At 57.9% G+C, this 25950-nt stretch carries 24 protein-coding genes; 17 read left to right on the top strand and 7 right to left on the bottom strand.

Annotated features, from left to right (window positions below; genetic code table 11):
- The first annotated feature begins 52 nt into the window (after positions 1-52).
- The 10 genes from ACQZ63_RS26365 to ACQZ63_RS26410 all read left to right on the top strand — a co-directional run bounded on the left by ACQZ63_RS26365 (position 53) and on the right by ACQZ63_RS26410 (position 10940).
- Positions 53-931, top strand: a complete 879-nt coding sequence (locus ACQZ63_RS26365) for a carbohydrate ABC transporter permease (protein WP_448799479.1) — start codon at positions 53-55, stop codon at positions 929-931.
- Complete coding sequence (locus tag ACQZ63_RS26370) at positions 924-1757, top strand: carbohydrate ABC transporter permease (protein ID WP_448799480.1); 834 nt, start codon at positions 924-926, stop codon at positions 1755-1757. Before ACQZ63_RS26365 ends, ACQZ63_RS26370 begins: the two co-directional genes overlap by 8 nt.
- A gap of 23 nt (positions 1758-1780) precedes the next feature.
- Complete coding sequence (locus ACQZ63_RS26375) at positions 1781-3178, top strand: phosphodiester glycosidase family protein (RefSeq protein WP_448799481.1); 1398 nt, start codon at positions 1781-1783, stop codon at positions 3176-3178.
- The gene (locus ACQZ63_RS26380) at positions 3175-4299 is read left to right on the top strand and encodes an ROK family transcriptional regulator (protein ID WP_448799482.1); all 1125 of its coding nucleotides are present in this window, start codon (positions 3175-3177) and stop codon (positions 4297-4299) included. Before ACQZ63_RS26375 ends, ACQZ63_RS26380 begins: the two co-directional genes overlap by 4 nt.
- A 40-nt stretch (positions 4300-4339) precedes the next feature.
- Positions 4340-5431 carry an ABC transporter ATP-binding protein gene (locus ACQZ63_RS26385; protein WP_448799483.1) on the top strand — a complete coding sequence of 364 codons (1092 nt, stop codon included), beginning with the start codon at positions 4340-4342 and terminating at the stop codon, positions 5429-5431.
- A 240-nt stretch (positions 5432-5671) separates the two neighbouring features.
- Positions 5672-6703 (top strand): SIS domain-containing protein, encoded by a 1032-nt coding sequence (locus ACQZ63_RS26390; RefSeq protein ID WP_448799484.1) that lies wholly within the window; start codon positions 5672-5674, stop codon positions 6701-6703.
- Positions 6700-7857 (top strand): N-acetylglucosamine-6-phosphate deacetylase, encoded by a 1158-nt coding sequence (nagA, locus tag ACQZ63_RS26395; protein WP_448799485.1) that lies wholly within the window; start codon positions 6700-6702, stop codon positions 7855-7857. The genes ACQZ63_RS26390 and nagA overlap by 4 nt, the downstream gene beginning before the upstream one ends.
- 125 nt (positions 7858-7982) lie before the next feature.
- A complete protein-coding gene (locus ACQZ63_RS26400; RefSeq protein WP_448799486.1) occupies positions 7983-9626 on the top strand; it encodes a Na/Pi cotransporter family protein in 1644 nt (547 codons plus the stop codon).
- Positions 9627-9690: 64 nt separating this feature from the next.
- Entirely contained in the window at positions 9691-10113 is a 423-nt protein-coding gene (locus ACQZ63_RS26405; RefSeq protein ID WP_448799487.1) for an NUDIX hydrolase, read from the top strand.
- A 128-nt stretch (positions 10114-10241) separates the two neighbouring features.
- Positions 10242-10940: an autoinducer binding domain-containing protein gene (locus ACQZ63_RS26410; RefSeq protein ID WP_448799488.1), complete on the top strand. Its 699-nt coding sequence runs from the start codon at positions 10242-10244 to the stop codon at positions 10938-10940.
- Here ACQZ63_RS26410 and ACQZ63_RS26415 read toward each other — a convergent pair whose 3' ends face one another.
- On the bottom strand, positions 10941-11237 hold the full coding sequence (locus ACQZ63_RS26415) for a transcriptional repressor TraM (RefSeq protein ID WP_448799489.1): 297 nt from the start codon (positions 11235-11237) through the stop codon (positions 10941-10943).
- A gap of 527 nt (positions 11238-11764) precedes the next feature.
- On the opposite strand from ACQZ63_RS26415, the gene ACQZ63_RS26420 reads away from it, so the two are divergent.
- Complete coding sequence (locus ACQZ63_RS26420) at positions 11765-12601, top strand: hypothetical protein (RefSeq protein WP_162724504.1); 837 nt, start codon at positions 11765-11767, stop codon at positions 12599-12601.
- Between the two features lie 71 nt (positions 12602-12672).
- Here the strand turns inward: ACQZ63_RS26420 and ACQZ63_RS26425 are convergent, their stop codons facing one another.
- The 5 genes from ACQZ63_RS26425 to traA form a co-directional block, all read right to left on the bottom strand.
- Positions 12673-13797, bottom strand: coding sequence for a hypothetical protein (locus tag ACQZ63_RS26425; RefSeq protein ID WP_448799490.1), 1125 nt, complete (start codon positions 13795-13797; stop codon positions 12673-12675).
- Positions 13798-13897: 100 nt separating this feature from the next.
- Positions 13898-14521, bottom strand: coding sequence for a TraH family protein (locus tag ACQZ63_RS26430; protein WP_448799491.1), 624 nt, complete (start codon positions 14519-14521; stop codon positions 13898-13900).
- 12 nt (positions 14522-14533) lie between these two features.
- A complete protein-coding gene (locus ACQZ63_RS26435) occupies positions 14534-15694 on the bottom strand; it encodes a conjugal transfer protein TraB (protein ID WP_448799492.1) in 1161 nt (386 codons plus the stop codon).
- The gene (gene traF / locus ACQZ63_RS26440; protein WP_448799493.1) at positions 15684-16250 is read right to left on the bottom strand and encodes a conjugative transfer signal peptidase TraF; all 567 of its coding nucleotides are present in this window, start codon (positions 16248-16250) and stop codon (positions 15684-15686) included. The genes ACQZ63_RS26435 and traF overlap by 11 nt, the downstream gene beginning before the upstream one ends.
- Positions 16247-19828, bottom strand: coding sequence for a Ti-type conjugative transfer relaxase TraA (traA, locus tag ACQZ63_RS26445; protein WP_448799494.1), 3582 nt, complete (start codon positions 19826-19828; stop codon positions 16247-16249). The genes traF and traA overlap by 4 nt, the downstream gene beginning before the upstream one ends.
- A gap of 254 nt (positions 19829-20082) precedes the next feature.
- Between traA and traC the strand changes: the two genes are divergently transcribed.
- From traC to ACQZ63_RS26465, 4 genes are read left to right on the top strand one after another with little or no spacing between them, the layout of a single operon-like run.
- Positions 20083-20379, top strand: coding sequence for a conjugal transfer protein TraC (gene traC, locus ACQZ63_RS26450; RefSeq protein ID WP_448799495.1), 297 nt, complete (start codon positions 20083-20085; stop codon positions 20377-20379).
- Between the two features lie 4 nt (positions 20380-20383).
- Complete coding sequence (traD, locus tag ACQZ63_RS26455; protein WP_448799496.1) at positions 20384-20599, top strand: type IV conjugative transfer system coupling protein TraD; 216 nt, start codon at positions 20384-20386, stop codon at positions 20597-20599.
- Positions 20586-22547, top strand: a complete 1962-nt coding sequence (gene traG, locus ACQZ63_RS26460; RefSeq protein WP_448799497.1) for a Ti-type conjugative transfer system protein TraG — start codon at positions 20586-20588, stop codon at positions 22545-22547. Before traD ends, traG begins: the two co-directional genes overlap by 14 nt.
- Before the next feature lie 50 nt (positions 22548-22597).
- Entirely contained in the window at positions 22598-23011 is a 414-nt protein-coding gene (locus tag ACQZ63_RS26465) for a thermonuclease family protein (RefSeq protein WP_448799498.1), read from the top strand.
- Here ACQZ63_RS26465 and ACQZ63_RS26470 read toward each other — a convergent pair.
- Positions 23008-24534: a hypothetical protein gene (locus ACQZ63_RS26470; RefSeq protein ID WP_448799499.1), complete on the bottom strand. Its 1527-nt coding sequence runs from the start codon at positions 24532-24534 to the stop codon at positions 23008-23010. The two genes, ACQZ63_RS26465 and ACQZ63_RS26470, sit on opposite strands and share 4 nt — an antisense overlap.
- A 160-nt stretch (positions 24535-24694) precedes the next feature.
- On the opposite strand from ACQZ63_RS26470, the gene ACQZ63_RS26475 reads away from it, so the two are divergent.
- Positions 24695-25483 carry a hypothetical protein gene (locus ACQZ63_RS26475; protein WP_448799500.1) on the top strand — a complete coding sequence of 263 codons (789 nt, stop codon included), beginning with the start codon at positions 24695-24697 and terminating at the stop codon, positions 25481-25483.
- 198 nt (positions 25484-25681) lie between these two features.
- Positions 25682-25948 carry a WGR domain-containing protein gene (locus ACQZ63_RS26480; RefSeq protein WP_448799501.1) on the top strand — a complete coding sequence of 89 codons (267 nt, stop codon included), beginning with the start codon at positions 25682-25684 and terminating at the stop codon, positions 25946-25948.
- Positions 25949-25950: the final 2 nt, after the last annotated feature.

Consider the following 25950-nt stretch of genomic DNA (forward strand, 5'->3'; position numbering starts at 1 on the left):
TCAACGTCGGAGGGTCGAGAAACGTGCTCCCCTCCGACTGAAGGACTTTGCCGTGAAAATCATTATGCGATCATTCCCGTGGCTAGCGCTGTGTTTCCTGCTGCCCACATTGATTGGTTTAACCGTGTTCAGGCTCGTTCCGATTGTCTGGGCATTTGCGATGTCGTTTACGCGCTGGCAGATTTTCGATACGCCGCAATGGGTCGGGCTCGATAACTACTTGCACATCCTTTCCTCGCCGGCTGCAGCGAAGGTATTCCTCAACACCGCGTGGTTCAGTGCGATCTATGTGCCAGGAGCGATTGGTCTCGCTTTGGTTCTTGCCGTACTGCTGAACAATTCCTTGCGAGTATCTGCATTCTTTCGCGGGGCGTTTTTCCTACCCTATATTACCGCAACTGTGGCAGTTGCCCTCGTGTGGAAATGGATCTTCTCCACCAAGTTCGGGATACTCAATAACATTCTGCTTTGGTTTGGTTTTGTCGATCCTCCCGCGTGGCTGGCGGATCCGTCGTGGTCCTTGCCTGCGATTGCCATCGTCTCAATCTGGAAGGACAGCGGCTTTTTCATGCTCCTGTTGCTTGCCGGCCTGCAAACGATAGACCCGGTTGTCTACGAAGCAGCCCGCATGGATGGAGCAAGCCGGGTGCGCCAGTTCTTCGAAATAACCATCCCGTTGCTTTCCCGGAGCCTGTTCTTTGTTTTGGTGATCGCGATCGTACGTTCAACGCAAACGTTTGAAATGACGTATGCGCTAACCGGCGGTGGCCCGAACGGCGCTTCGACAACGCTTGCATTCTTTATCTACGAGAACGCCTTCGTAAGCTTTCAGATGGGTTACGCCTCCGCGCTCGCCTATCTTTTATGTTTCGCAGTAGGTCTCGTTACCCTTCTTAACTTTTATGTTCGCAGGAAGTGGGTCCATGAATAGGAATCTCACGTTACTTACCCTCTACGGTGTCTTGTCAGTCTACGCTATCGTAACGCTATCACCCTTTGCGTGGATGCTGATCACGTCCTTTAAGGAACCTGCAGACCTTTTTCGACTTCCGCCGACCTTGGTGCCAACTCAGCTCTTCTCCAGTACTCCGCTTGCTAACTACACATCGGTGCTAACAGAACGGGATTTTGCAACTTACTTTAGGAACTCACTCTTCGTATCCGGCTCAGCGGCACTAGGTCAGGTCATAACGTGCGCGCTAGCGGGCTATGCTTTTGCAAAGCTGCCTTTCCCTGGACGGAACATCTTCTTCGCCGTGGTTCTGGCAACCTCCTTTGTGCCAACCGAGGTAACTATCATTCCGGAATATCTGCTCATGCGGCAGTTTGGATGGATCAACACATTCTTGCCTTTGATTGTGCCATCATTCCTAGTGGGATCCTTTGGGACCTTTATGTTGCGAGAGTATTTTGGGGCGCTTCCGAACGATTACGCAGAAGCTGCGCGGATGGACGGGGCATCGGGGTTCCGTATCTTTTGGGATATCTACCTACCTCTCTCCCTGCCGGCACTCATATCTGTGTTCGTTGTCGCTTTTATTCACAACTGGGACGAATTGCTCCGGCCTATTCTCTACCTGAATACGCCTGATCTTTACACAGTTCCTCGCGGCCTCATCAGCTTAGTGAGCGAGTATGACGCACAGTGGACCTGGTTCATGGCAGGATCGGTGATCTCAATACTACCCCTTGTCGCCATTTACGTCCTTGGACAGCGTTATGTCATTCAGGGCTTTGCCGGTGGCGGTATTAAATAATCGAAAACTGAAAGCTTTCAGAAATGTCTTCAATCGTCAAAGAGACCGTTCGACTACCCTCAGGTATCGAAGCCAACATCGTGACCATTCACGTGAAGGAATTTAGAGTTGAGCCGTTCAATGAGGCGCCACCTTCGAAGTTGGCATCTCAAACCGAGGCCGGCCTCGCCAAAGGGAGACTTGCCGCCGAAACGTATTCGGTGGAGCACCCGGCGGCGCGCAGTTCGGTGACAGAAACCATGTCTGGTCTAGGCGGATCGACAATTGAATTATGGGCGGACCGTGCAACCACTATGGCGAGATCATATCGAAAAGTTGGCCTTGACGCTGCCGCGCTGTGGATGGACCGTCGCGGCGACAAACCAGGCAGATTTCCGGTTCCCGTTGCCCACACGGATTTGATGCGCCTCAAAAGCGCAACGCTTGCCGAAGACGAGATTTTCGCGAATGCAAATTACTTTCTGTTCGAGCCGCGGGAATTTGATACGCCATTCGAAGCTTATGGAGATCCGGTTGCAATGGTCGTTGCTGGAGGTGTCGTCCTTTACCCACCTCAAGTACGTCGAGCCTGCCTTGTAAGTTACGACAAACGAACGTCGATCGAAAAATTTGGCTTCGATGACGTAACGATTACACTTCCAGGCAATATGGCCATCAATAGCCATCCGCCGGGCGTTTTTGATCGTCAGGGGGCAGGCCAACAGCCTGTAGCCTTGGCGCGCTATTTCGGCTCGCTGGACGGAACGACACCCGCTGAAGATGGCGTCTGTGAGATAGCCATTGTTGGTCGCTATGCGGTTGCACTCGGACACGGTGGAAAGCTGCCCATTCCTAGAACAGGTTGCGTACTCCGCTTCCCAAATGAACCCGATCCCGCCTTGATCGCGGCGCTGCGTGCGGGAGAGCCGATTACTTACGCACTGCGCCAAGGCTGTGTCAGCGAAGGTATACAAACAGGTCCGCGGCTAGTCACTGATGGCAAGGTTACCGACGATATGGCGGTCTTCACCGAAGAGGGAATGTTTGTCTCAATTGGTGATGGGGACCTCCTACAACCCTCACCCTTCAACTGGAAGGCTGACTGGCACGAAACGCGTGCGGCGCGGCTAGGTGCGGGTCTAGATCTGCAGGGAGGGCTTTTCTTTGTCGCCGTCGAGGGACAGTCCACCTATGCGAAGAATGGCGGACCGCTACGCGGCGCCACCCTGTTCGACCTTGCAGAACTTTTGCGCGAACGGGGAGCGGTAGAGGGAATGCATCTCGACGGAGGGGGCTCAACTCAACTATTTCGCCCATTCGGCGGCTCCATCCTCCGTCCCGGCAACTTTTGCAGAGGCTTTGAAGGTGTAGAGGCTGACTATGATCGCCCTCTACCATTAGGTTTGCGGCTAAAACTTCAGGACTTGGACCAAAACGCGTGACCCTTCATCAGGACCTAAACGACCTTCAGCGCCAGACGTTGGAGACTGTGATCATTTCCGACGAGGCTCCCAGCCGCTTCGAGTTGTCAACTTTATTTGGTGTTTCACCTCAGACGATGACACGAGCCGTCAAGACACTTGTTGAGAATGGCATTATCGATGAGCAGCCGGAGGCCACGGGTAATAGAGGCCAGCCGTCACGTAGGCTGGTTTTCCGGCCAGAGAGTCTGCTGGTGCTTGGACTTGTTCTTGCCAATCATCAAGTGGTCTTGACCGTTGAAGATTTGGCCGGAAAACGACTGTTCAAGTTTGAAGAGCCTGGTGACTTCCGGGAACCTCGACCCACGTTGGAAACCGCAGCCCACCTAGTTGAAAACGCACTCAATGCAGTCGGCGGCATAGACAGGATTGTCGGCATCGGGCTCGCGGCACAGGGTTTCTTTGTCGAAAAAGGTCGGCGTATCGTATCAATCGGCAACCCGGTAGCATGGGCGGAAGTCGACCTCAAAGGATACTTCGAGAACAAGTTTTCACTGCCGGTTACGATCCATAACGATGCCAAAGCGGTTGCAGTGGGGACAATACGGGAAGGCATTGCCCGCCGGCACAGCCACTATTTCTGCTTTTATGTCGCTGGGGGCATCGGTGGTGCGTTGGTTCATGATGGCCAACTTTATGAGGGGCTTTTCGCAAACGCGGGTGAAGTCGGCTACTTCGTGCCACGAAATGAATATCGCCCTACAGTGTCGAATTTTCTACGTGCGGCAAAGATCAGTGATCTCGGAGATTGGGACGAAGCAAACGTGGTCGAGGGGCCCCTCCGGGAATGGTGCAAACGGGCGGGCGAAGCTCTTTCTCCCGCTGCTCAAATATGCGTCCGCATCTTTGACGTAGACACGATTTTTGTCTGCTCACCGTTACCGCGGGCCGTACTTGAAACGATTTGCCGAGCGGTCGAAGTCGACCCCATCGGGAGCAACATCCTCAATGATAGTGACGCGAAACGCTTGCTCAGATGGCCGACAATCATTGCGACAAACGACACCTCACTCAATCGTGGCGCTTGCGCCCTCGCAGTCTACCATTTTCTCCACGCTTCAGCTGATACCGCAGCGTTTTGATGATCCAGAAAATGTACAACAATAATGAAAGGGAACTCTTATGGCGCCAATCTCTCTCCGCGATGTGAAGAAGAATTATGGCAACTTTCCTGTAATCCATGGTGTGGATCTGGAGATCTCGTCTGGCGAATTCATTGTGATCCTTGGGCCGTCAGGTTGCGGGAAGTCGACGCTTCTACGCATGGTCGCCGGACTAGAGGAAATTTCCGGCGGTGAAATTGCGGTCGATGGTCGAGTGGTGAATAAGCTCGAACCGCGAGAGCGGGGGTGTGCAATGGTCTTCCAAAACTATGCCCTTTATCCTCACATGAATGTCGCTGCCAATATCGGCTATGCGTTAAAGGTAGCTGGCGTCTCTAAAGACGAGCGCAGGCGCCGTGTTGAGGAAACCGCTAAAATAGTGGGCCTTTCGGCCTATCTCGATCGTAAACCTGCAGCGCTCTCTGGGGGGCAACGCCAGCGAGTAGCAATGGCTCGTGCTATCATCAGAGAGCCTAAGGTATTCCTTTTTGACGAACCGCTATCAAACCTAGATGCAAAGCTCAGAGTTGTAATGCGGGCAGAAATCAGACGCCTCCATCAGCAATTGTCGGCCACCTCGATCTTCGTAACCCATGACCAGCATGAGGCGATGACATTAGCTGACCGCATAATCGTTATGAATGGTGGAAAGGTGGAACAAATCGGTACGCCGGAGGAAATATATCATCGACCGGCGACCCGCTTTGTTGCTGGTTTTGTCGGAACTCCCTCAATGAACCTGCTTGAAGGATCCATCACTGAAAATGGCACGTTTACTGACGACAAAGGTAACACTCTAAATTTCAGAGATCCTCCACCCGCTCCGGCCGGTGCATCTGTCGTTCTGGGGGTTCGAGCAGAGGCTGTAAGATTGGTCGAGCCCGGCATTGATGGAGCTTTTGTGGGCACCGCTGAGTTCGTCGAAGAACTCGGAGCGACGCGGGTAATACACGCAGTAGTTGGCGATGCAGCGTTCGCCGTTTCCACCTCGGATCAAGTCCGTGTTGAACCGGGTGCCAGACTTGGCTTTGCCTTTGATCCAGCGACAACACATCTGTATTCGTCGGAAACTGGGTTGAAGTTGAAACCAGAGGCTGTGCACATTCCCTAAAACCTCTGGGCAATGACTGTGACAGGGATCAGCGACACCCGGAATAAGCCAAAGCGCTCGATCTTCTGCAAAGGTTGCTTCGGGTCGTTTGGTCTCAGTTTACTCCTCGAAGGTTTCGGCGGTCAGTGAGGCAATGCGCTTCCCCCCGCCGATAACCTCGACCCTTCCCGCACCTACGACGCAGTCAAAATTGTATCTGGGCGTCGTTTTGTGACGTCTGGCCTTTCTAGGACAATCCAAATGCTTAACAATATAACGAACATGCGCAAGGAGATCGACGAGGCTCCGGAAGCGGTCGCCCGCCTGCTGGAAGGCTCGGCAAACGAGATTGCCGCCGCCGGCCGCGCTCTGCGCGAAAAGGACCCCGCTTTCCTGATCACCATTGCGCGCGGTTCTTCCGATCATGCCGCGACCTTTATCAAGTATGCCGTCGAACTCACCGCCGGCCGGCCGGTCGCTTCGCTCGGTCCGTCGCTCGCCTCGATCTATGGCGCCAACCTGAAGCTCGACGGCGGAGCCGCCATCGCCATCTCACAGTCCGGCAAGAGCCCGGACATCGTTGCCATGGCGGATGCCGCGACCAAGGCCGGTGCCCTGACTATCGCGCTCACCAACACGCTGCCCTCGCCGATCGCCACCGCCTCGATCCATGCGGTCAACCTGAATGCGGGGCCGGAACTCGCCGTCGCCGCAACCAAGTCTTTCATCAATTCGATCGTCGCCGGTCTCGCCGTGTTGTCCGAATGGACGGGTGATGATGCTCTCAAGGCGGCCGTTCGCACGCTGCCGGAGCATTTCGAAAAGGCCGTCAAACTCGATTGGAGCGAGCTTGCGCATCAACTCTGCGATGCGGAATCGCTCTACATGCTCGGCCGCGGTCCGGCGCTGGCGATTGCCAGCGAAGCTGCCTTGAAGTTCAAGGAAACCTCGAACATGCACGCGGAAGCCTATTCTTCCGCCGAGGTGCTGCATGGTCCGGTCGCGCTGGTCGAGCGGCAGTTCCCCGTCGTCACCTTTGCCGCGCGTGACGCTGCCGAGGCCTCGGTCGTGGAGATCGTCGACGGCATGGCCGCCAAGGGCGCACTGGCGTTTGCGACGTCCGACAAGGTGAAGGAAGCCCGCAAGCTGCCATTCGTCGCAACCGGCCATCCGATCACCGATGCGCTGGCGCTGATCCTTCCCTTCTACGGTTTCGTCGAAGCCTGGTCGCGCTCCAAGGGGTTCAATCCCGATGCGCCGGTCGCCCTGAAGAAGGTAACGGAAACCCTATGAGCAGGAAGGCTATTACTGGTGCCCGGATTTTCGACGGCACCTTCTGGCATGAGGATTCGGTACTCATTTTCGCCGATGGCAGAATCGAGGCGATCCAGCCGGTTGCCAAGCTGCCGGACGGCATCGAGCGGATCGATGCCGGCGGCGGGATGATCGTGCCGGGCTTCATCGACCTGCAGGTCAATGGCGGCGGCGGCGTGCTGCTGAACGAGGACCCGAGCATCTCTGGCATTCGCCAAATTTGCGCCGCGCATGCCAAATTCGGCACGACCGGCCTGTTGCCGACGCTGATCACCGATACCTACGAGATCACCTCGAAAACCGTAGAGGCCGGCAAGCAGGCTAAGGCGGAAAACGTGCCGGGTTTCCTCGGCCTTCATCTCGAAGGCCCGCATCTTTCCGTCGCTCGCAAGGGGGCGCATGACCCGCAGCTGATCCGGCCGATGGAGGAGAAGGACATCGAGTTGATGCTCTCCTGCAAGGGCGGGTTCGACGCGATGATGATCACCATTGCGCCGGAGAATGTCACGGCGGAGCAGGTGAAGCGCCTTTCGGAAGCCGGCTTCATGGTGAGCCTCGGCCATACCGACACGACTTACGAGACGGCCAAAGATTATGCGGAAGCGGGCGGGCGCACCGCCACGCATCTGTTCAACGCCATGAGCCCGCTCGGCCATCGCCAGCCGGGTGTTGTCGGTGCGGCGTTGGATATTGGTTCGCTTTATGTCGGGATCATTTCGGACGGTATCCATGTGCATCCGGCGGCGATGGGCGTGGCACTTCGGGCGAAGAACGGTCCGGGAAAAATCTTCATAGTCACCGATGCGATGTCCACCATGGGCACTGATATGAAGAGCTTTACGCTGAACGGCCGCGAGATCCTGCGGCAGGACGGGCGGCTGACGCTGGCTGACGGGACGCTGGCCGGTGCGGATATCGACATGATCTCGTCGGTACGGTTCGCGCATCAGGTGCTCGGTCTGCCGGTTGAGGAAGCCTTGCGGATGGCTTCAGCCTATCCGGCGGAAGCGGCATGGCTTGATCGGTGTAAGGGAGCGCTCAAGGCGGGCTTTCATGCGGATTTTGTGCTGCTAACGAATGGGCTTGAGATGAAGAGCACCTGGATTGGTGGGGTGATGGTCTATCAAAACTGATCCCCGGAGGCGCTGGTCATCAGAGCCGACGCGTTTTGACCGGTAGATCGATGGCACCGTAACTTCTCAAAATTGGTCACAAACCTGACAGTTGCCGAGCACAATCGAGGTCGGAGTAACCCAATATGCAATCGACAATTGTGATAATCAATCTGTTTGGTGCCATAGCACTGCTGCTCTTCGGCCTCGCGCAGGTCAAGGACGGCGTATCGCAGGCCTTCGGCGCACGGCTCCGCACGGGGCTCGCGACCGGCACGGCAAGTGGCCAGCGATCCTTCCTCTCCGGCTTCGTCGCCACGGTCGCGCTGCAGAGCTCGACCGCCACCGCCATGATGACGGCCTCCTTTGTCGAGCGCGATCTCATCCAGCCGCGCATGGCGCAGATCGTGCTGCTCGGCGCCAATGTCGGAACGGCCGTCACCGCCTGGATCGTCGCGACCGGCATCGAATGGCTCTCGCCGCTGCTGATTCTCGTTGGCATCGTGCTCTACCGCGGCACCTCCACGACCCGTCGCGGCGGCGGCGCGGCAATGATCGGCATCGGCCTGATGCTGCTGTCGCTGCATCTCCTCTCCGCTGCCACGGAACCGATGCGCAGCTCGCCGGCACTCGCAGCCTTTCTCGGTCTGCTCGACAATGCCTGGCCGGTGGCGCTGATTTTCTCGGCCGTCATCGCCTTCATCTCGTCGTCCAGCCTTGCCGTGGTCGTGCTGATCCTGTCGCTGGCCTCCGCCGGCGTGCTGTCGCCGGAGCTTGTGATCGTCCTGGTGCTCGGCGCCAATCTCGGCGGCGCCGTGCCGCCCGTCGTCGCCACCCTTGCCGGTCCGACCTCCGCCCGGCGCGTCACGCTCGGCAACCTGATCGTCCGCTCCATCGGCTGCCTGCTGGCGCTTCCGGCCGCCGGCTACGGCGCTGATCTGTTGCAACTCCTGCCGTTCGGCCCCGCCAAGCTGCCGGTCGATGCCCATCTCGGCTTCAACCTGATCCTCGCCGCCGTCGCCTGGCCCTTCTCGACGCTGCTCTCGAAACTCACGGCCCGCCTGATTCCCGATGACAGCGAACCGGACACCGGCCCTCGCTATCTCGACATGCAGGAACTCTCGACCCCGGTCGTGGCGCTCGCCAGCGCCACGCGCGAGGTTCTTGGCGTCGGCGACCTGATCGAGCGCATGCTGATGCGCGCTTCCGACGCCTTCGAGAAGAACGATCTCGCGCGACTGGCTGAGCTTCCCAGCCTGGAAAAGCGCGTCGACAGTCTCCAGCAGGAGATAAAAGTCTATCTCTCCAAGCTCGGACGCGGCGGCTTGAGCGACGAGGACGCACGCCGCTCGGTCACCATTATCGATTATGCCATCAACCTCGAACACATGGGCGACATCATCGAAAAGGGGCTGCTGGAGCAGATCGGCAAGAAGGCATCGCTTGGCCTGAAGTTCTCCGAGGACGGCTATGCCGAGCTCCGAAAGCTTTTCGACCTGACGATTGACAATCTGCGCATCGCCCAGACGATCTTCGTCACCCGCGATTTCAATCTCGCCAAACAAATGATGGAACTGAAGGTCGAAGTTCGCCGGATGGAAAAAGAGTCGGCTGCCCAACATCTGGAGCGGTTGCGAGACGGTCGTGCCGACAGCCTGCAAACAAGCTCGCTACATCTCGACATGCTGCGCGACCTCAAACGCATCAATGCTCACATCGTCTCCGTCGCTCATCCCATCCTCGATGAGAGTGGACTCCTGATTGAAAGCCGATTGAAGGATGTGGGGTAAGAGCAGAGTGAAGCGAGATAGAAACAAAGACAATCCACCACGGACGCAGTATGCAGCTCTATGTGTGCGCCAGCGTCAGGCCATCTCCGAAATCCTGCTCATCACCAGCCGCGATACCGGTCGTTGGGTTATCCCGAAAGGTTGGCCGATGAAGAAGCGGAAGCCACACCAGGTCGCCCAACAGGAGGCACTGGAAGAGGCCGGTATTGTCGGACAGGCCGCCAAACGCAGCTTCGGCTCCTATCAATACGAAAAGCGCCTATCTGGCGGTGACGCTGTGACATGCATCGTGAAGGTCCATCTTTTATCCGTCTCCGATACCGTGGCAGAGTTTGCAGAACGGGGCCAACGACAGATGACGTGGATGGCCCCGCGTGAAGCCGCCAAGCATGTAAAGGAGCTGCAATTGAAGGAACTTATGGAACGCCTCGCCGACGAATTCGAGGCCGTGAACTGTCACGCCTCAACGATGCGGGGAAGATATTAGAAGTTTGCATTTCTTATGGTTGACCGCTGGATTCACGTCTGGCATTGACCCTAAACACGACTCTCAGTCGCATATACTTTCACGCATCGGTAAGCGTGCATTCGTTTCAAAATAGACGGAGGCATGAATTGAATCAGTGGTTTGAACACCTGGTCGAGCAGATTTCGCTCGTGGGAGATGAGACGGCAGCCAACGATGTTCTGGCAAAGCTGACGCTGACTGCGGGTTTCAGGAATTTCGCTTATGTCAGTCTTCAGCCTGGCACATACAACGTCATCTCCAACTATCCGGATCTGTGGAAGGCCAGATATATCGAGAAGGCCTATGTCAGCGTCGACCCGGTGATGAAGGGATTGAGACAGCGGACGAGCGTGTTTCACTGGGCTCCGCCTGTTGGCAGGGTGTCAAAGGAGCGGCGACAGTTTTTCGCAGAGGCGGCGGAGTTCGGCATTCGCTCGGGCATCTCCGTACCGATCAATGCCGGTTTCGGGCATACGGCAGTCTTCACCCTCAGTTCTGATGACGCCGAATTTGCGGAAACCCAGACTGTTGACCCGGTTCAGGCTGCCGGAGCGTTCGGCCAGGTCCATGCCCGGCTCGATGCGATGCATATGATGCCGAAGCTGCGCACGCCGATTAGGCTGAAGCCGGACGAGCTTACGTGCCTCAAATGGTCTGCCGAAGGGAAGTCGATGAGGGCAATCGCCACCATCGAAGACACAAGCTATGCGAACGTCTGCTTCCACCTGCGCAACGCCAAGCAGGCTCTGGGAGCAAGTACTCTCCCTCAAGCGACATCGATCGCAACAGCGCTTGGCCTCGTGTGATCAGTGTGATGTCGCGCCGGGTACGTCGGGGATGTAACCTAAAATATCCAGAAGGGTCGAGACGACTGTTTGCTGCGCATGCATTGCGATCATCGCTGCCACATAAGCGCGCTCGACCTCGACCTCGTCCTTGCCGTCACCGTCAGCCGAACTCAAACGTGCGTCGAGGGTTGATGCCTCGTCGCGTAAACGGCGATGCTTCCGAATCTCCTCGACAGTGAACCGCTCCACCTCAGCCTGTGAGCGGCCGTTCATAAGTCCAATTAGTGGCGTCAGAACAACCTTGTTGTTTGACAACTCCGCCTCCCTTTCGTTGGCGCCGTATCGGCGCCAACCGCAACAATACCTCGCGGTGCGCCCCCGCAAAGCTATCCTTTGACCCCTTGACCGGGGGTTAGAAAAACCGAACACAGTCGGCCCCTGAGACCTTTAGCACGAGTGCCTGGACATACGTCACAGGCCCCCGGCCGAATAGCCAGAGGATCCGATATCGTTTCGGCCGATATCAGCCGCTGTGTTCAGGGTTTCTACGCCCCGGGACGGTACGTGCCGCCTTAATCGTCTCTATAGAGAAGAGCAGTGGAAGACGCCAGCCTTTGCATCAATCGAAGGTCGAGGAGGGGAGCCCAGTGATCGAGATAAATTTCGAACAAGTGTGGGGCTAAAAAGACTAAAGGCGCGGTCGGTAAGACCACGCCTAGCCATAATTCCGTTTAGACTCTCCAAGTGCCGTGGTAAGGCCACGGGCTCGCAGCACCATTGTGCCACCACTCAGCGAGTGACTATATTATAGAGATCCGACTCGGGAATTGCAAGGGGGACAAGTGTCTAGCGTTACCAAACGGCATGTGCCGACGTCCCAGTTGCTCGGGGAGTATCTCACCTTCGTGCCCACCCCGCAACAGGTCGACCACTTCAAAGTCGATATGCGTACTTTGAACCCGACCTTGCTACGTGACAGCATACGTGAAGGCGTGAAGGTCCAGGCGCTGCAGCAGATACCCGTGCATGAGCAGCGACTGGTCATCCACCGGATTTATACCCGTAAGGTCAAGGAGTTCTCCTCAATCTATCCTTTCGTGTTTGCCGTCGAGAACGGCTTGCGCTCGGTGCTGGCTGACTATTTGGAGGAGCGCTTTGGCCGGATGGATTGGTGGGTATTGATCCGCAATGCCCGGCAAAATGGACAGGCCTACACCGCCTTCCCGAACATTCTCGGCACACCGGTCAATCCTGCCTTCGTGAAAGCTGTTTGGCGAGTGTTCGACAACATGGTCAACCCCCAGCACGTCAAGGATGTGAACGGTAACAACAAGTCTGATGAATTCTACTATTGCCTGACACTTGGGGAACTTTGGAAGATCATGGAGGCCGATTGGGTTCTGATCCGCGACATGTTCGCCCCTGACGCCGTTCTTGGCTTTACATTCACCAAGACCATGTTCATCGATACGATGCGAGTGATCAAGGAGACGCGCAACGAGTTGTTTCACAGCAACCCGATCAAAGATCGCAAAAAGATCGTCGAGGCCTGCGAGCGCATCTTGAATGGTTTGCAGTTCCATCTCGGCGACTACGATTTCGATCTTGGTGCCGCGACCTACGTCCGAGTGCCGCCGACCATCTTACGTCAGGCTCGGCACGTCATTCCGGCTCGATAGTGAATTCGAGGAATGCGGCGCGATCCTCGCACGGTGGTGCAACGGTGATCTTCAGAAAATTCCTGACGTTGCTAGCCCGGTGTCGATGATCCACCTCCTGCAAGCAACGGTTCAAGTCTGCGCGGTTCGACGCTACGACCCGAAACCTGATCAGAATTCTGATGGGTAAGCCAGAATTCAAAGAGATCGGTTTTCGCGTCTAGCCTCTCGACATGGGTGATCTGCCTGGTGTCCTCTTCATTGAACGGTGCCGCAAGGCCGTCGACGGAAGATGCATCGCCGATGATAACGTGATCGAAAGTCTTCCTCTGATCGTTGGTCACCTCGACCTTGCTCCCACGAAGCTGCAACCTAGTGCCCGGTATGACCCCGACGCGCACGATGTCTGGACAAACCACTTCAAAGTAAGCTGCCTCCGATTGCACCATCGGGTGGAGATAGACGTGAAATGGCGCAATGTCTCCGAGAAGCACCTGGAATGGCATTGCCTCCGTCCTGCCTTTCGTACTGTCGCGATAGACATCGAGGGTAAGAACCTGCTCCCTGAGCCGCTCCGACGTGGTCTGAAACCTGATCTTGCCGACACTCGACATCGCTATCGTTTGCAGATCCCGCTCGTCTCTAATCCTGGATAGGGTCGTAAAATAGGCGTACGCCACATTCGCAAGGCGCCGGGTGCCAGCAAGGTTCCACGCCGACGACCAGAGTTCCCCGGACATAGAAATGCTTTTTGCGTTGGCCGGCGTCGTGTGGTGAAAGAGGTCCAGCCGAAAGTCGTGGCCGTCCTGCCTGCAAGTACCGCTTGCGAAAGAAGCCAGGCCAGGCGGCCCGTCGATTTCGCATTTGTAGAGCTGGGCACCATCAACGTAGCTGTGAACCCGGTCTTGAGAACGTATGTTGAGGACAAGACGTTCCCTTCCGCCGGTGCGAGGACTTCCAACGTCAATATTGAAGCGAGCCCGATGCCTTCCCGGCTCTATGTTGAACTCCAAAATTGGGGGACCAAAAAATGTTGGAAGGAAGAAGCGGCAGCCGGCCACGGCGATCACGACATCCGGAACAAGGTAGCTGCGACCCTCGCTATGGCCGAGACGTAGCTTTATGAACCCCTCATACGTCCTGCGTTTGCCGGTCGACGCGAACGCCCAACGCGACGGCTCGCCTCTGAGGTTTCCCCAAACCTTGTTGACATCCATTGCCGTCGATCCTCCTTCCCGTGCTCCACTGGCAGACCTCATGTGGGTTGCAGCCGGCAGCGCATCAATGCATTGCCGACGGTGGTGCACCGTATGTTCCCTACTTTTGGCCCCCGATCCGAGACAGGTCGACCCTAATGCCAGCTGCATTCACTTCGTTGACGCCAGATTCGAGGGCGGGTGCATCGGCGCCGATCTCCGGCATACCGGCTTCAGGGCGGCTGGCAGCAGGCCCCTCGGCCTTACCCGCGAAGAATGTCGGCCCTCCCGGGTCGTCGGACCTGAAGACATTGCTTCCCTCGAAATTACCCGTCTTCCAGGCATAGACAGCATCATCGAACATCTGCCCAAACAGCTCCCTGTTTGTCGGGCGGCCATACCATTTGGTGACGATCCGAGCCACTTTCGCGAACATCGCAGTCCCTGTACGCAGGTTGGCGCAACCATCAAGCAGATCGGGCTTGAGGTCAGCCACGTCAGTCACACCGATCCCCGCAGGAAACTGGGTTAGCCCTACCCGTACAGAGGCCGTGTCGACATAGTCGCGGAGATTGGCCATGGCCTGCTCGGTATTGGTCGGCTTTGGAATGAGGACAACGCGGCCATTGGACCGGACAGTGATCGCCAGAGGATCATCGGAACCAGCGGCCGCGAGGAATTTTTCGACGATTTCCGTAGAAAGTGACGGATCTGAGCATTTCTCAATCAAAGCAGCATCGACCACTTCAAACCTCCATTATGTGTTGAACGAGATGATCACTGGTTTTGCGAACAGACGGGCCCAGGCCTGGGTACTCGCACGCTGGATGCGGACGATTGAAGTACCGGCGGTCCACCAGCCATTTCCCGCCGCCACGATCAAGTCGGGCTGGTAGAGGGCTGACGCGATTATCGGCCAAACGAGAAGCTGCTCGTAGCAGATCAACGGAGCCACTCTCGCGTTGCCGACATCGACGACGGGATTGGCAACGAAATGTGCCCGGGCGCCGCCCCGTTCGCCAATCCAGCCCCGCCACGGCTGCCACATCGAGCCCGGGACCGGCATTCGCTCCCGATAGAGAACCTGGCTCCCAACGGCCGACAGTTTTACGAGCGCATTGTCATAGCCTTGGCTGTCGACAATTGCCGCTCCCGCGATGACGGTGATGCCCGTTCCTGTGAGGGCTCGCTGCCAGTGGCGGGCAACCGTCGGCGTCCAGAAGCCAAGTGCGCTTTCCGGCAGCACGACCGTCGTGCCGGGCGGGTGACCGCGCACGATGTCTATGAGGTCGTCTTGACGGTGCAGACCAACATCACGTCCAAGGGATGAGCCCAGTTCAAGATCGACACCTGTCCATGACACAGGTAGAATCGGTGGCGTCCACTCAGCGGCGGACCAGAGCCAGAGGCCTGCCATGGCCAAGGCTGCAGCCGGCCGATATTGCGTCGTCATGACGCCCAGGCCGGCTGCCATCGCTCCCAGACCCCACCATCCCCAGTCAGGAAGCAAAACGCCGGCGGCGGTAATCGGATGCGCCCATCCCAGAATACCGAAAGGCGGGACCGCCATCGCAAAGCAAGCAGCGATGTATCGGAGCGGCTTCCTCCATCCAGCGCGATCGGTCCAGAGCACGGAATGGACCGCCACGAACGCGGAGGAGGCGACCAGCCAAAGTAGAAGACCGGGCCAGATATTCGATGAATAGAAGTTCGCCACGCCCTGCGGCAAACCCCGCGATGCAGCTAGGAAGTAGGCGGCGGAGAATGCCATCGCCTGCGAGCGCGTGCGCGCCAGGGACCAGAGCGTAGGGAAGGCCGCCGCGATCGGGAGCAGGAGCACGTGTCCGCTCCAACCGATCCACCCTGCACCCGTGGACAGTGCGACAAGGACACTCGTTCGGAACCTATCAGGGTGCATAGGTCCAGACCTCTTGCGCCAGCCCGAGGACCCCGTCTATCGGCAAGGGACCGAAGTATCGGCTATCGAACGACCCCGGAAAATCGGAATGGAGGAAGACCGCGCCGGGCGGAACGACGCCCCCATCGTATGGCACCATCTCAAGCCCCTGGCCGTCCACAGATGCAACGCGAGAATGAGGCAGCGGCCGACCATCGATGCGCACATCATCAGCGATCTCGATCGCCTGTCCGGATGTTGCCACTACCGTCTTGATCAGGGGCGCGACGCGGCCGGCGCAGAGGCCGAAGCGCAGATATCCACGTGCGCGGGCCTCTCGCATGGCGTCGGTGTCCGGTGGGCAAATGAAGATGAGATCTCCGACCAGGATCGGGCGATCGGGTTGGACGATGCGCCACAGCCCTAGCGGCTCGCTTGGTGTGAGATTGACCCTGAACCCCTGACCTCCGAGGAACACAATGAAGCCAAGTGTGAACAGGCTGATGCTGCTGATCCGATAGAACCAGACGAGCCGTTTCATGCGCCGTAGCAGTCTGTCTCGATGACGCATCTTCATTTCAGGGTAAGCCCCTGAGATTTCGTCTGGCGCAGTGCTTCAGTCTGTTTGAGAGCCGTCACGCTGCGTTCGTGCGCGGAAAGCTGCTGCACCGTCCGCATCGTATTCCAGGCTTGTTGCACCTCGTTTTTCTGGGCAGCACTCATGCCTGACGTGACGCGCTGGAATGCCTCGCCATTGGCGTCTTTCGCAGCAAGTGGCAGGAAGGTCCTCTCTCCAAAACGCTCCGTAACCGCCTTGGCGAAACCTTCGAGTTCGGCCTTCACCATCTTATCGGCAAGCGCATATTCGAGACCCGATGGCAGATCGTTTCGGTCGATGGCATCCCGCACGCGTTCTAGAACGTTCTTCGCATTGGCAGAAAGGGCGGGGATCTCCAGAGCGGCCTTCTCACGAACGGCAAGTTCCTGTGCGTGGTTGCGGCGTTCAGCTTCGCGACGCTGACGAAGATAATCGCTGATGCTGTCGGCGAGCGGCGTGACATTATTCAGCGCCCGATCCCTGTCGGACTTGTCAGCGCGACTGGCGAGCAGGCCGGTTTTGCCCTTGAGAGTGCCGAAGGCTTCAGGCTCAGCAGCCATCCTTGCAATTGTCTTCGCGGCCGTCTCGTGATCCCGCAACATGGCATCAACGTCGACGGCCCTGAAGGCAGCTTCGGGGTTGGAAAAAACATGATGGAAGCGCATGGACACTTCCTCCCACTGCTTCTTCAAAGCAGGGTCGGTAGCGATCCGGTCCTCGACTGCCTGATCCATGGACTTCGGGAAGTTGGTAATTCCTGCCACCATGGGCTTTTCCTCCTTGGCTGTGTTCGGAATGAAGTTGTCGGTGCGGCCTCGGGCGAGGCCGAGCTTTGCGCCGAGTGCCTTGAGCCGTGCGGTGAGCTCGATCAACCGCTGCTTCTGCCGGACCGTCCACGCGAGCCGGTCTCTGGATATCGTGCGCGCAACATTCATCAGATGCAGGCCACGCGCCTCCGCAAACTGCAGCGCGGCGCGATAGGACGATGCATGTGCATAGTCGAGGGTCGTCTCCTTTGACCCATCGCGCGCAAGCCACTCCCTCAGCCGCTCCATTGCCAATTCCCTGATGGGTGTGACCTTCCAGGTGTTACGCTCGGCCATCGTGCCATCCGGCAATGTGACGGTCTCCGATCCATCGCGCTTCAGACCGATGCGATCACCGATGTTGGGCTGAGCGACCTCGATGGCACGTTTGAGATCGACGCCCCAGATGGTGCGCTGCTGTCCGTCCCGATGCTCGAGCGTCACGAAATAGCTGTCGCGGTTCCCAGGCTTGTGTTCGTAAGGCGCCACACCATGCTCGACCAGAATACCGCCGCGCCGATTGGTGAACTCTTCCATGCCGACATGGAGCTCTGCTACCTCGCGATGTCGCGTCATCGCGACATAGGTCAGATGACGATCGAGCGTGCTTGATGCGAGGACTTTTACTCGGTCGACGGTTGCGCCCTGGGACTTGTGGATCGTGGTCGCATAGCCGTGATCGACATTGGCGTAGAACCGTTGTTCGACGATGACCTGTGTTCGGTTCTCCCCGTCGCCGATCTCGGCCACGATGCGACCAGGTGCTGCTTCAACGACTTTGGCCAGCATGCCGTTCTTGACGCCAAGACTGCCTTCGTTCTTCAGGAGGACGATCTGATCGCCGGAGGCAAAGTGACGTTGACCATCCTCGGTCTTGAACGCGAAACCCTCTCCGATAATGCCGCGTTCCACCAGCTTCGCCCGCGCCAGTTGATTCAGCTCACGGACGTCACGACGACGGTGAGCGAGCATGAGGGTGGTCTTGTCCGGATCAAAATCCTGGTTCCAGCTCTCGATCAGACCTTCTATCGCGTCCTGCCGTGTCCAGTGGGCTTGTACCAACCCAGCCTGCTCATAGGCATTCAATGCGGTCGCCACGTTTCCGCGCGCCAGATCGAGAGAGGCATCACGCATCCACTGATCTTTCTGGCGATAGATGGTCTCCAGCTCAGCGTAACCGACGCGATCCGCAATGGCCCGGAATGCCGCACCTGCCTCGATCGGCTGTAGTTGATCGGGATCGCCGATCAGGACAAGCTTGGCGCCGGTCTTCGTCACCGCACCAACGAACAGGGCAAGCTGGCGAGACGACACCATGCCAGCCTCGTCCAGCACGAACACCGTCTTTTCGTCGAGCTGCCCGCGGCCCTGGTTCCAGCGGAGTTCCCAGGACGAAAGCGTGCGCGAGAAGATACCGGCTTCCTTCTCCAGGCCCTCGGCCGCCTTGCCAGCGAGTGCCCCGCCGACGACACGATAGCCGGCGGCCTCCCACACCTCGCGGGCGGCTTTCATCATCGTCGTCTTGCCGGCGCCTGCACGGCCTATTACCGCAGCGATCCGCTCACCACCGGCGACATGTTCGATGGCGGCCTTCTGCTCGTCCGACAGCCGCTCATGGCGCGCAAACGTCGCGTCAAGCACCGGCTGCCTGACGCCATGCGACGACCGTTGCGACAGCCAGATCGCCCGGTTGGCCATCTCGGCTTCGAGCCGGATCAGCTCGCGTGTCGTGTATTTCGCCGGCGCCCGGACCCCGGTCGCGAAGTCCATCCGTTCGCGGTCAAGTCGAAGGGTTTCCGGGTTCTGTAGGATGCGCGCCATCAAGCTTTGGAAGAGGCCCGCATCGTCGATATAGCGATGGAGGATTTTTGCGACATCGCGCTCGTCGAAGACGCTCTTCTCCCGCGTGATCAGATCGAGCACGATCTCCGGATTGTGCTGGATCCGGCGAGCATTCTCCGCCCTTCGCTCTTCCTGCAGCTCCAGCCGTTCGAGTGCGGCTTTCTCCTCCCCACCCTCAGCTTTCCTCTCGATCGCCTTCGTGCCGACGCCGAGATGGATGGTCGGTGTCAGATCGATGCCCTGCTTCTCGAAGGACCGGCCATCGATCCTGATATCGAGACCGGCAAGGGCCAAATGCCGGTTCTGGCAGGCGAACCAGCCGTCCCGAAACGCATTGAAGTCCCCGATGCCACCGGCCCAAAGCTCATAAACGATCTTGCCGCTATCGTTGCGCAGCACGTTGCCGTCAGGGCCGGTGACCGCCACCTTCTTCGATCCGAAGCCGCCCTCGGTCAGCGGTCGCAACGTGGTCATCAGATGGATGTGCGGATTGCCAGGGGTGTCGTGGAAGACCCAATCGGCAACCATGCCCTGAGCCGTGATATGGAGCGCCACGAAGTGCCTGACGAGTTCGATGTTCTGCTCGGCTGAAAGTTCAATCGGCAGGGCGATGGTGACATCCTTGGCGAGCTGCGCATCCGATCGTTTCTCGAACTCCTCGACCTTGTTCCAGAAGGCTTCCGAGGCCCCGGATACGGACCGATCAGCAATCATTGATTGCAGCCATTCAGGTGCATCAGCAGGGATGACGAACTCTTCGTGCAGCAGACCCTGCTTGCGGGTGTAGTCGATCGTGCGGGCCTCCCGCTCATAGTCCATCTTGGCGCAATGCCGATAGGCCGCCGACAGCACGGCGCTGCCGCCGGTGCCGCGGGCAACGATGCTGACTGAGAAATGCGGTACGGCCATTACAGAAAACGCTCCTGCGATCGAACAAAATCAATGTGTTCGTGAGGAGCGGAGGGCCCCGCCAGGGCCGAGAAGCAAAGCGTCGCATCAGCGACGTATAATTGCGCCCTTCGGATCCGTCCTTCGAACGGTCGGGATGATGCTCAAAAGCGTAGGCTCCGCCTACTCGCATTTCTGTTAGTAGATCGGCACGCCGATCTGAACGACTCTGGCCGCGTGAACCACGTCATGCACCAACTGAGGACAATCCAGAGATGAAGAAGCCATCATCCAAGATCCGCGAAGAAATCGCCAAGCTCCAGGAACAGCTCAAGCATGCGGAAACGAGAGAGGCCGAGCGTATTGGTCGCATCGCGCTTCGGGCAGGCCTCGGCGAGATCGACATCGAGGAGACTGAGCTTCAGGCGGCGTTCGAGGAACTGGCGAAACGCTTTCGCGGAGGTAAGTCCGGCGCGAGCGGACGGAAAGGGACAGGCGAAAACGGCACGTCCGGCGGGCAGTCCGAAGCGCTCACGTCTGGCGCGACTTCGAGCAGCGATCGTGAGGCTTGAAAGGATGAGCAGGAACGCAACGTCCGATGCCCGGAAGAAGGATACGCGCGACAAGATTGAGCTCGGCGGCCTGATCGTCAAAGCCGGCCTTCGTTTCGAGAAGCGAGCGCTTTTGCTCGGCGCCTTGATCGACCTGCAGAAGCGGCTGAAGTCCGACGAAAGGGAGCGAACACGATTGACGGCGATCGGAGCGGAGGCGTTTGGCAATGAAGGCGAATAGGATCGTTTTCGTCGTTCTGCCTGTCGCCGCGATGATCGGGACCCTGTTCATTGTGACCGGCATCGAGGTATGGCTCGCTGGCTTCGGAAAGACGGAGGCTGCGAGGCTTGCTCTAGGACGGGTAGGGGTCGCGGCGCCATACGTGGCGGCTGCGGCCCTCGGTCTGATTTTCCTGTTCGGAACGGCGGGGTCGGCGAGCATTCGCGCTGCAGGCCTTGGAGCCGCTATCGGCAATACGGTGGTCATCCTGGTGGCGTGCTTGCGGGAAGGAATACGCTTGGCAGTGCTCTCACCCCAGGTCCCAGCCGGAAAGTCTGCGCTATCCTACCTCGATGGCCCGACCATGATCGGCACGGCCGCTGCACTGATGTCAGGCTGCTTTGCAGTGCGAGTGGCGATGGTCGGCAACGCCGCATTTGCGCGGGCTACGCCGAAGCGCATCGTTGGCAAACGCGCTCTGCACGGCGAGGCCGACTGGATGACACTTGCCAGAGCCGAAAAGCTGTTCCCGACGACCGGCGGCATCGTCGTCGGTGAGCGGTATCGCGTCGACGGTGACGGTGCCAGCGGTGTTTCCTTCCGTGCAGATAACAGTGAGACGTGGGGTGCTGGAGGCCAGTCGCCCCTGCTTTGTTTCGACGGATCGTTCGGCTCCTCGCATGGTATCGTCTTCGCTGGATCGGGCGGTTTCAAAACGACCGCGGTCACAATCCCGACTGCTCTGAAATGGGGCGGACCGCTCGTCGTGCTCGATCCGTCGAACGAGGTCGCGCCCATGGTCTCGAAACATCGTGAAGACGCCGGCCGGCGCGTCAGGATCCTCGATCCGCGCATGCCCGCGAACGGCTTCAACGCCCTCGACTGGATCGGTCAGTATGGCGGCACCAAAGAGGAGGACATCGCCTCGGTCGCATCATGGATCATGAGCGATAGCGGTCGCGCGTACGGAGTGCGCGACGACTTCTTCCGTGCTTCAGGCTTGCAACTCCTGACCGCAATCATCGCCGACGTCTGCCTGTCCGGTCATACGCCGAAGGACCAACAGACGCTGCGCCAGGTACGCAGAAATCTATCAGAACCCGAAACGAAGCTTCGCCAGCGACTCCAGGATATCTTCAACAATTCGGATTCGGACTTCGTGAAAGAGAACGTCGCCGGTTTCGTCAACATGACGCCGGAAACATTCTCCGGCGTCTACGCCAACGCCATCAAGGAAACACACTGGCTCTCTTACCAGAACTATGCGTCGCTGGTCTCGGGTTCGACATTTCGAACCGAGGACATCGCATCCGGAACGACGGACGTGTTTATCAACATCGACTTGAAGACACTGGAGACCCATAGCGGATTGGCGCGTGTCGTGATCGGCTCATTCCTGAACGCGATCTATAATCGCGATGGCGCGATGGAAGGGCGGGCGCTGTTCCTGCTCGATGAGGTCGCGCGGCTCGGTTACATGCGCATTCTGGAGACCGCGCGGGATGCTGGCCGCAAGTATGGCATCACTCTGACATTGATCTACCAGTCGATCGGCCAGCTGCGCGAAACCTATGGGGGGCGCGACGCGTCCAGCAAGTGGTTCGAGAGCGCGAGCTGGATCAGCTTTGCCGCAATCAACGATCCGGAAACAGCAGATTACATTTCTCGCCGCTGCGGTATGACGACCGTCGAGATCGATCAGGTTAGCCGCAGCTTTCAGTCGCGCGGGTCGTCACGGACCCGGTCAAAGCAGGTTGCCGCTCGCCCGCTCATCCAGCCGCATGAAGTGCTACGGATGAGAGCTGACGAGCAGATCGTCTTCACGGCAGGAAACCCGCCGCTCAGGTGCGGCCGCGCAATCTGGTTCCGGCGCAACGATATGGAAAGTTGCGTGGGGCACAACCGTTTCCATCGCTTTTCCACATCTTCAAATGCGTCACTTGAACCGCGCGAGGCAGACCCGCAATGAACTCAAAAACACCGCGCACTCGGCGCTATGGCATTGTCGGGAGAACCGCGATGCTCTTGGCGATCGGTGCGACGGCTTGGTGCAGTTGCGCTGCAGCCGCGGGTACAGACAGCATGTCAGCCGACTTTACGATTTGCGACGAAGAACGGCGGGTAAACTGTGTGGTCGATGGTGATACGTTCTGGTTTCAGCGCCAGAAAATTCGAGTAGCGGATGTAGATGCGCCTGAACTCAGCCCGCCGCGATGCGAGGCCGAGCGACGGAGTGGCATTGCCGCGAAACAGATGTTGCTTGCCCTTTTGAATGCTGGACCGTTCACGCTGGCACCGGCCGATCGCGACGCTGATCGATATGGCCGCAAGCTTCGTATTGTTCTCAGGAATGGGCAATCCATCGGTGGGATGCTGATCGCTGCGAAGCTGGCAAGGCCGTGGACAGGGGCGCGGCGCGGTTGGTGTGACTAGGTGGCGGGATTGGCGTTCAATATAGCATCCGCCCTATTGGAAAACTCGCGAATGCGGCACAGAGAGGAGATACGCGGGTTACTCGTTACGATTGGGAAGCGGGTGATCACGAACGGCTCCACCCTGTCCATGCCAAGGCGATTCTTGAGCAGTTCCTCCCGCGAGTGTTCCTTGATGATCGCCCGCTCATAGTAGCGTTCCAACGTCCGGTTTGTGCGGATGAAACGTGCCGGGTCGAGATCAATCCATGACGGATCAACCAGATTGTTCTTGCACTGGATATTGAAAACGATGCCGCCACGAGTTGCGACAACATCGAACTCTTTTCGGTCGATCCGTTTGATCGGATGGACCACGAACCCCTGCTTCGCGAGCTCTTCCTTGATGCGCTCTTCGAAGATAAAGCCGGAACGGATCTGAAATCGGCGTTTGCTGTAGAGGCAGACATTTTTGAAATTGTAGAGGAACCGGCTTAGCGACGTAACGGAGCTGCGCAGTGCCCCATCAAAGGGAACGAAAGCTGCATAGCAGTTGAGCGCAGAAACGAATGTTGGGCTCGATGCTGTCAGCAGACGTCTATGTGGATGCGAGACACGATGCTTGTCCGCGAGTGCATCCAGATCTTGCGGTGATATCGTTACCCAGAAATCGTCCTCGACTTGCCAGGAGAGGTCGCGAACCACGCTCGCCAGGCCCGCGAAAGCGGTATCCTCAAGTTTGAACTCAGCGAAGGCTGCCTCCATCAATGCGATGTCGTTGCGCAACTCAGCGGCACTGAAAACGCGATCCGACGGGACAGGCTCATATTCTACGCGCTCGGCGTCGGAGGCTAGGTCGATGATAGGCACTCGTTCGGCCTCAAGAGACATGTCGTCGAGGGTATGATAATGGTGGGAAGCGGTGAACCCGTGCGGCTCGACGTAGAGCTTGAAGTCATCATGGAGTTCGCTCATCGCCCGTTGCTGCAAGAGCCCGGTGATTGTCGTCCCGCTGATCTCGGCCTGTGGAAGCATCCAGGCAAGCGCATCGGGATGGGGCATGCGGACCGTCCCCCTGCATGCCTGGGGAATTATGTAGAGCAAGCTCATCAAGTGACGGCGCCGGGACTGCAGATATCCGATAGCATGCGCGACAGTCGACAAGCCTACCGCAGCGGGGATGTGCCCCGCCATCGCAAAGCTGTTCTGCATCCGAGAAAGCTGCAGTAGCAGCAACGTCTGCCGTTGCTCGAATGCGGCTCCATAATAATAGCCGAGGTAATGAAGAACGAATTTTAGCCTACGTGGACCGAACTTGGGAGGTTCAAGACTTAGACCGAACAGCGCTGAAGCAAGTACCTCATCATCCATTTCTCCGGGCAGATTAATGAGCTCCTCAATCGCCCTGATTGTTCCGAACCAGGATCTGACGGTCGCGTAAGGCTCGAACCTTGCCAACGCGTCCAACACGCCGCCGGCATGCTGAGCAAGTTGGCTTTCAATCAGCTTTACGGCATTTTCGCCGGTCAGTGTCGTCGACTTCATTTATTGAACCTGTGCGAAACGATGCAATGTGACTCGCCCCATGGTGAGAGCAGCAGACGCTTTGCAACTAGGCAGATATGATGAGCATATTTCTAGCGGTTGATGCAACGCGCCCGACAGGCAGACAACGTCGTGAGCAGTACAATATTTGGGGGGAACAGTGAGCGAATGGGAATGCGCATTCTGCGGACCGACGGATGCAAAGCGAACCAGAGAACACCTTTGGCCGGCGAGCCTGCATCGACGGGTGGCTGCTCTTCTTGATGGGGGAGAGCAAAAATTCTGGATAGCGCGTTTGGGCAAGGCATTATCCAACGAGCCGACCATTCGCGATGTTTGTGCGACTTGCAACAACGGAGAGCTGTCGAGCCTCGATAATTACATCTGCCAGGTGTTTGATCGTGAATTCAGTTTGATCCGCGAGCGCGGCGAGGAGGTGAAACTGGAATACGACTACCACTTGTTGAAGCGATGGCTTCTGAAAATGTCGTACAACTCAGCGCGTATGAGCAGTTCCGATGCGGCGCTTTTTCAGCCGCTCCTGCCCTACATAATGGGGAAAAATCAGTCGATCGGGCGGAGCGTCAAACTCTTCCTGGAGATGACATATCCAAGCCACCTAACTGAGGAAGAAGCGAACGACGGAGTGCCGATGACTGTGAGACCTGCCATCAATCGTGTCGGGTTTGTCGGATACAAAACACCCGCTGGCATGAAGATCGTCAGGGCAGTTCATCTGAGGAGCTTCAGTTTTCTGCTTGCCTTTCTACCCCCCACAGCAAATGCAGCATCGATGCAGGCATTCGTGACGGAATTTCTCTCATCACGTCCCGCAGCGCGCGAGCTCCGAGCTTCCATGTCACAGGTGAGCCTCTACTGTGATGGGATTGATTGTTGGTCGTCGATTATATCGGGCATGACGCATCGACTGAAGCCAAAGGAAACATGATGCTCTGCGACCGGAAGCTTGCGAGAGGATCGTCATCCGGAGGGGCGGAGACCGCGTGCGGGCTCCGGTCGCCCCGCGACTAGAGCCGTACGACGAAGGCGTCTCGCCCGGAAAAACTTCACTGAAATGAATCGATACGCATTCACCGATTCATAAGTGTCGTTGGACGTCGTTTGCGAAATTTCAGATTCTACGGGCATGATCGCTCAGCCCTATCATCTCTATGTCGAACGCACCGATGCCACGAAAAACATGGCTCGCTTCTACGCGATGGAGATCACCGGCACACTGTTCGGGGAAGCCTGCCTGATCCGCTCATGGGGGCGGATCGGTCGACGGGGGCAGTGCATGAACCATCATTTCGAGCGGGAAGAAGATGCGGTCAATCTGTTCCTAACCCTCACCCGTCAAAAGCAAGCTAAGGGCTATCGTCCCTGCGCTCAAGGTCTCAAAGAAGCCACCTAGCG

The sequence above is a fragment of the Agrobacterium sp. CG160-95 genome, assembly GCF_053521725.1.

What these genes read in the sequence shown, in the direction of transcription:
- traA (WP_448799494.1), bottom strand. Translation starts at nt 19,828, where the DNA reads ATGGCCGTACCGCATTTCTCAGTCAGCATCGTTGCCCGCGGCACCGGC.
- ACQZ63_RS26375 (WP_448799481.1), top strand. Translation starts at nt 1,781, where the DNA reads ATGTCTTCAATCGTCAAAGAGACCGTTCGACTACCCTCAGGTATCGAA.
- nagA (WP_448799485.1), top strand. Translation starts at nt 6,700, where the DNA reads ATGAGCAGGAAGGCTATTACTGGTGCCCGGATTTTCGACGGCACCTTC.
- ACQZ63_RS26465 (WP_448799498.1), top strand. Translation starts at nt 22,598, where the DNA reads ATGCTCTTGGCGATCGGTGCGACGGCTTGGTGCAGTTGCGCTGCAGCC.
- traC (WP_448799495.1), top strand. Translation starts at nt 20,083, where the DNA reads ATGAAGAAGCCATCATCCAAGATCCGCGAAGAAATCGCCAAGCTCCAG.
- ACQZ63_RS26425 (WP_448799490.1), bottom strand. Translation starts at nt 13,797, where the DNA reads ATGGATGTCAACAAGGTTTGGGGAAACCTCAGAGGCGAGCCGTCGCGT.
- ACQZ63_RS26385 (WP_448799483.1), top strand. Translation starts at nt 4,340, where the DNA reads ATGGCGCCAATCTCTCTCCGCGATGTGAAGAAGAATTATGGCAACTTT.
- traG (WP_448799497.1), top strand. Translation starts at nt 20,586, where the DNA reads ATGAAGGCGAATAGGATCGTTTTCGTCGTTCTGCCTGTCGCCGCGATG.
- traD (WP_448799496.1), top strand. Translation starts at nt 20,384, where the DNA reads ATGAGCAGGAACGCAACGTCCGATGCCCGGAAGAAGGATACGCGCGAC.
- ACQZ63_RS26480 (WP_448799501.1), top strand. Translation starts at nt 25,682, where the DNA reads ATGATCGCTCAGCCCTATCATCTCTATGTCGAACGCACCGATGCCACG.
- ACQZ63_RS26390 (WP_448799484.1), top strand. Translation starts at nt 5,672, where the DNA reads ATGCTTAACAATATAACGAACATGCGCAAGGAGATCGACGAGGCTCCG.
- ACQZ63_RS26400 (WP_448799486.1), top strand. Translation starts at nt 7,983, where the DNA reads ATGCAATCGACAATTGTGATAATCAATCTGTTTGGTGCCATAGCACTG.
- ACQZ63_RS26470 (WP_448799499.1), bottom strand. Translation starts at nt 24,534, where the DNA reads ATGAAGTCGACGACACTGACCGGCGAAAATGCCGTAAAGCTGATTGAA.
- traF (WP_448799493.1), bottom strand. Translation starts at nt 16,250, where the DNA reads ATGAAGATGCGTCATCGAGACAGACTGCTACGGCGCATGAAACGGCTC.
- ACQZ63_RS26435 (WP_448799492.1), bottom strand. Translation starts at nt 15,694, where the DNA reads ATGCACCCTGATAGGTTCCGAACGAGTGTCCTTGTCGCACTGTCCACG.
- ACQZ63_RS26370 (WP_448799480.1), top strand. Translation starts at nt 924, where the DNA reads ATGAATAGGAATCTCACGTTACTTACCCTCTACGGTGTCTTGTCAGTC.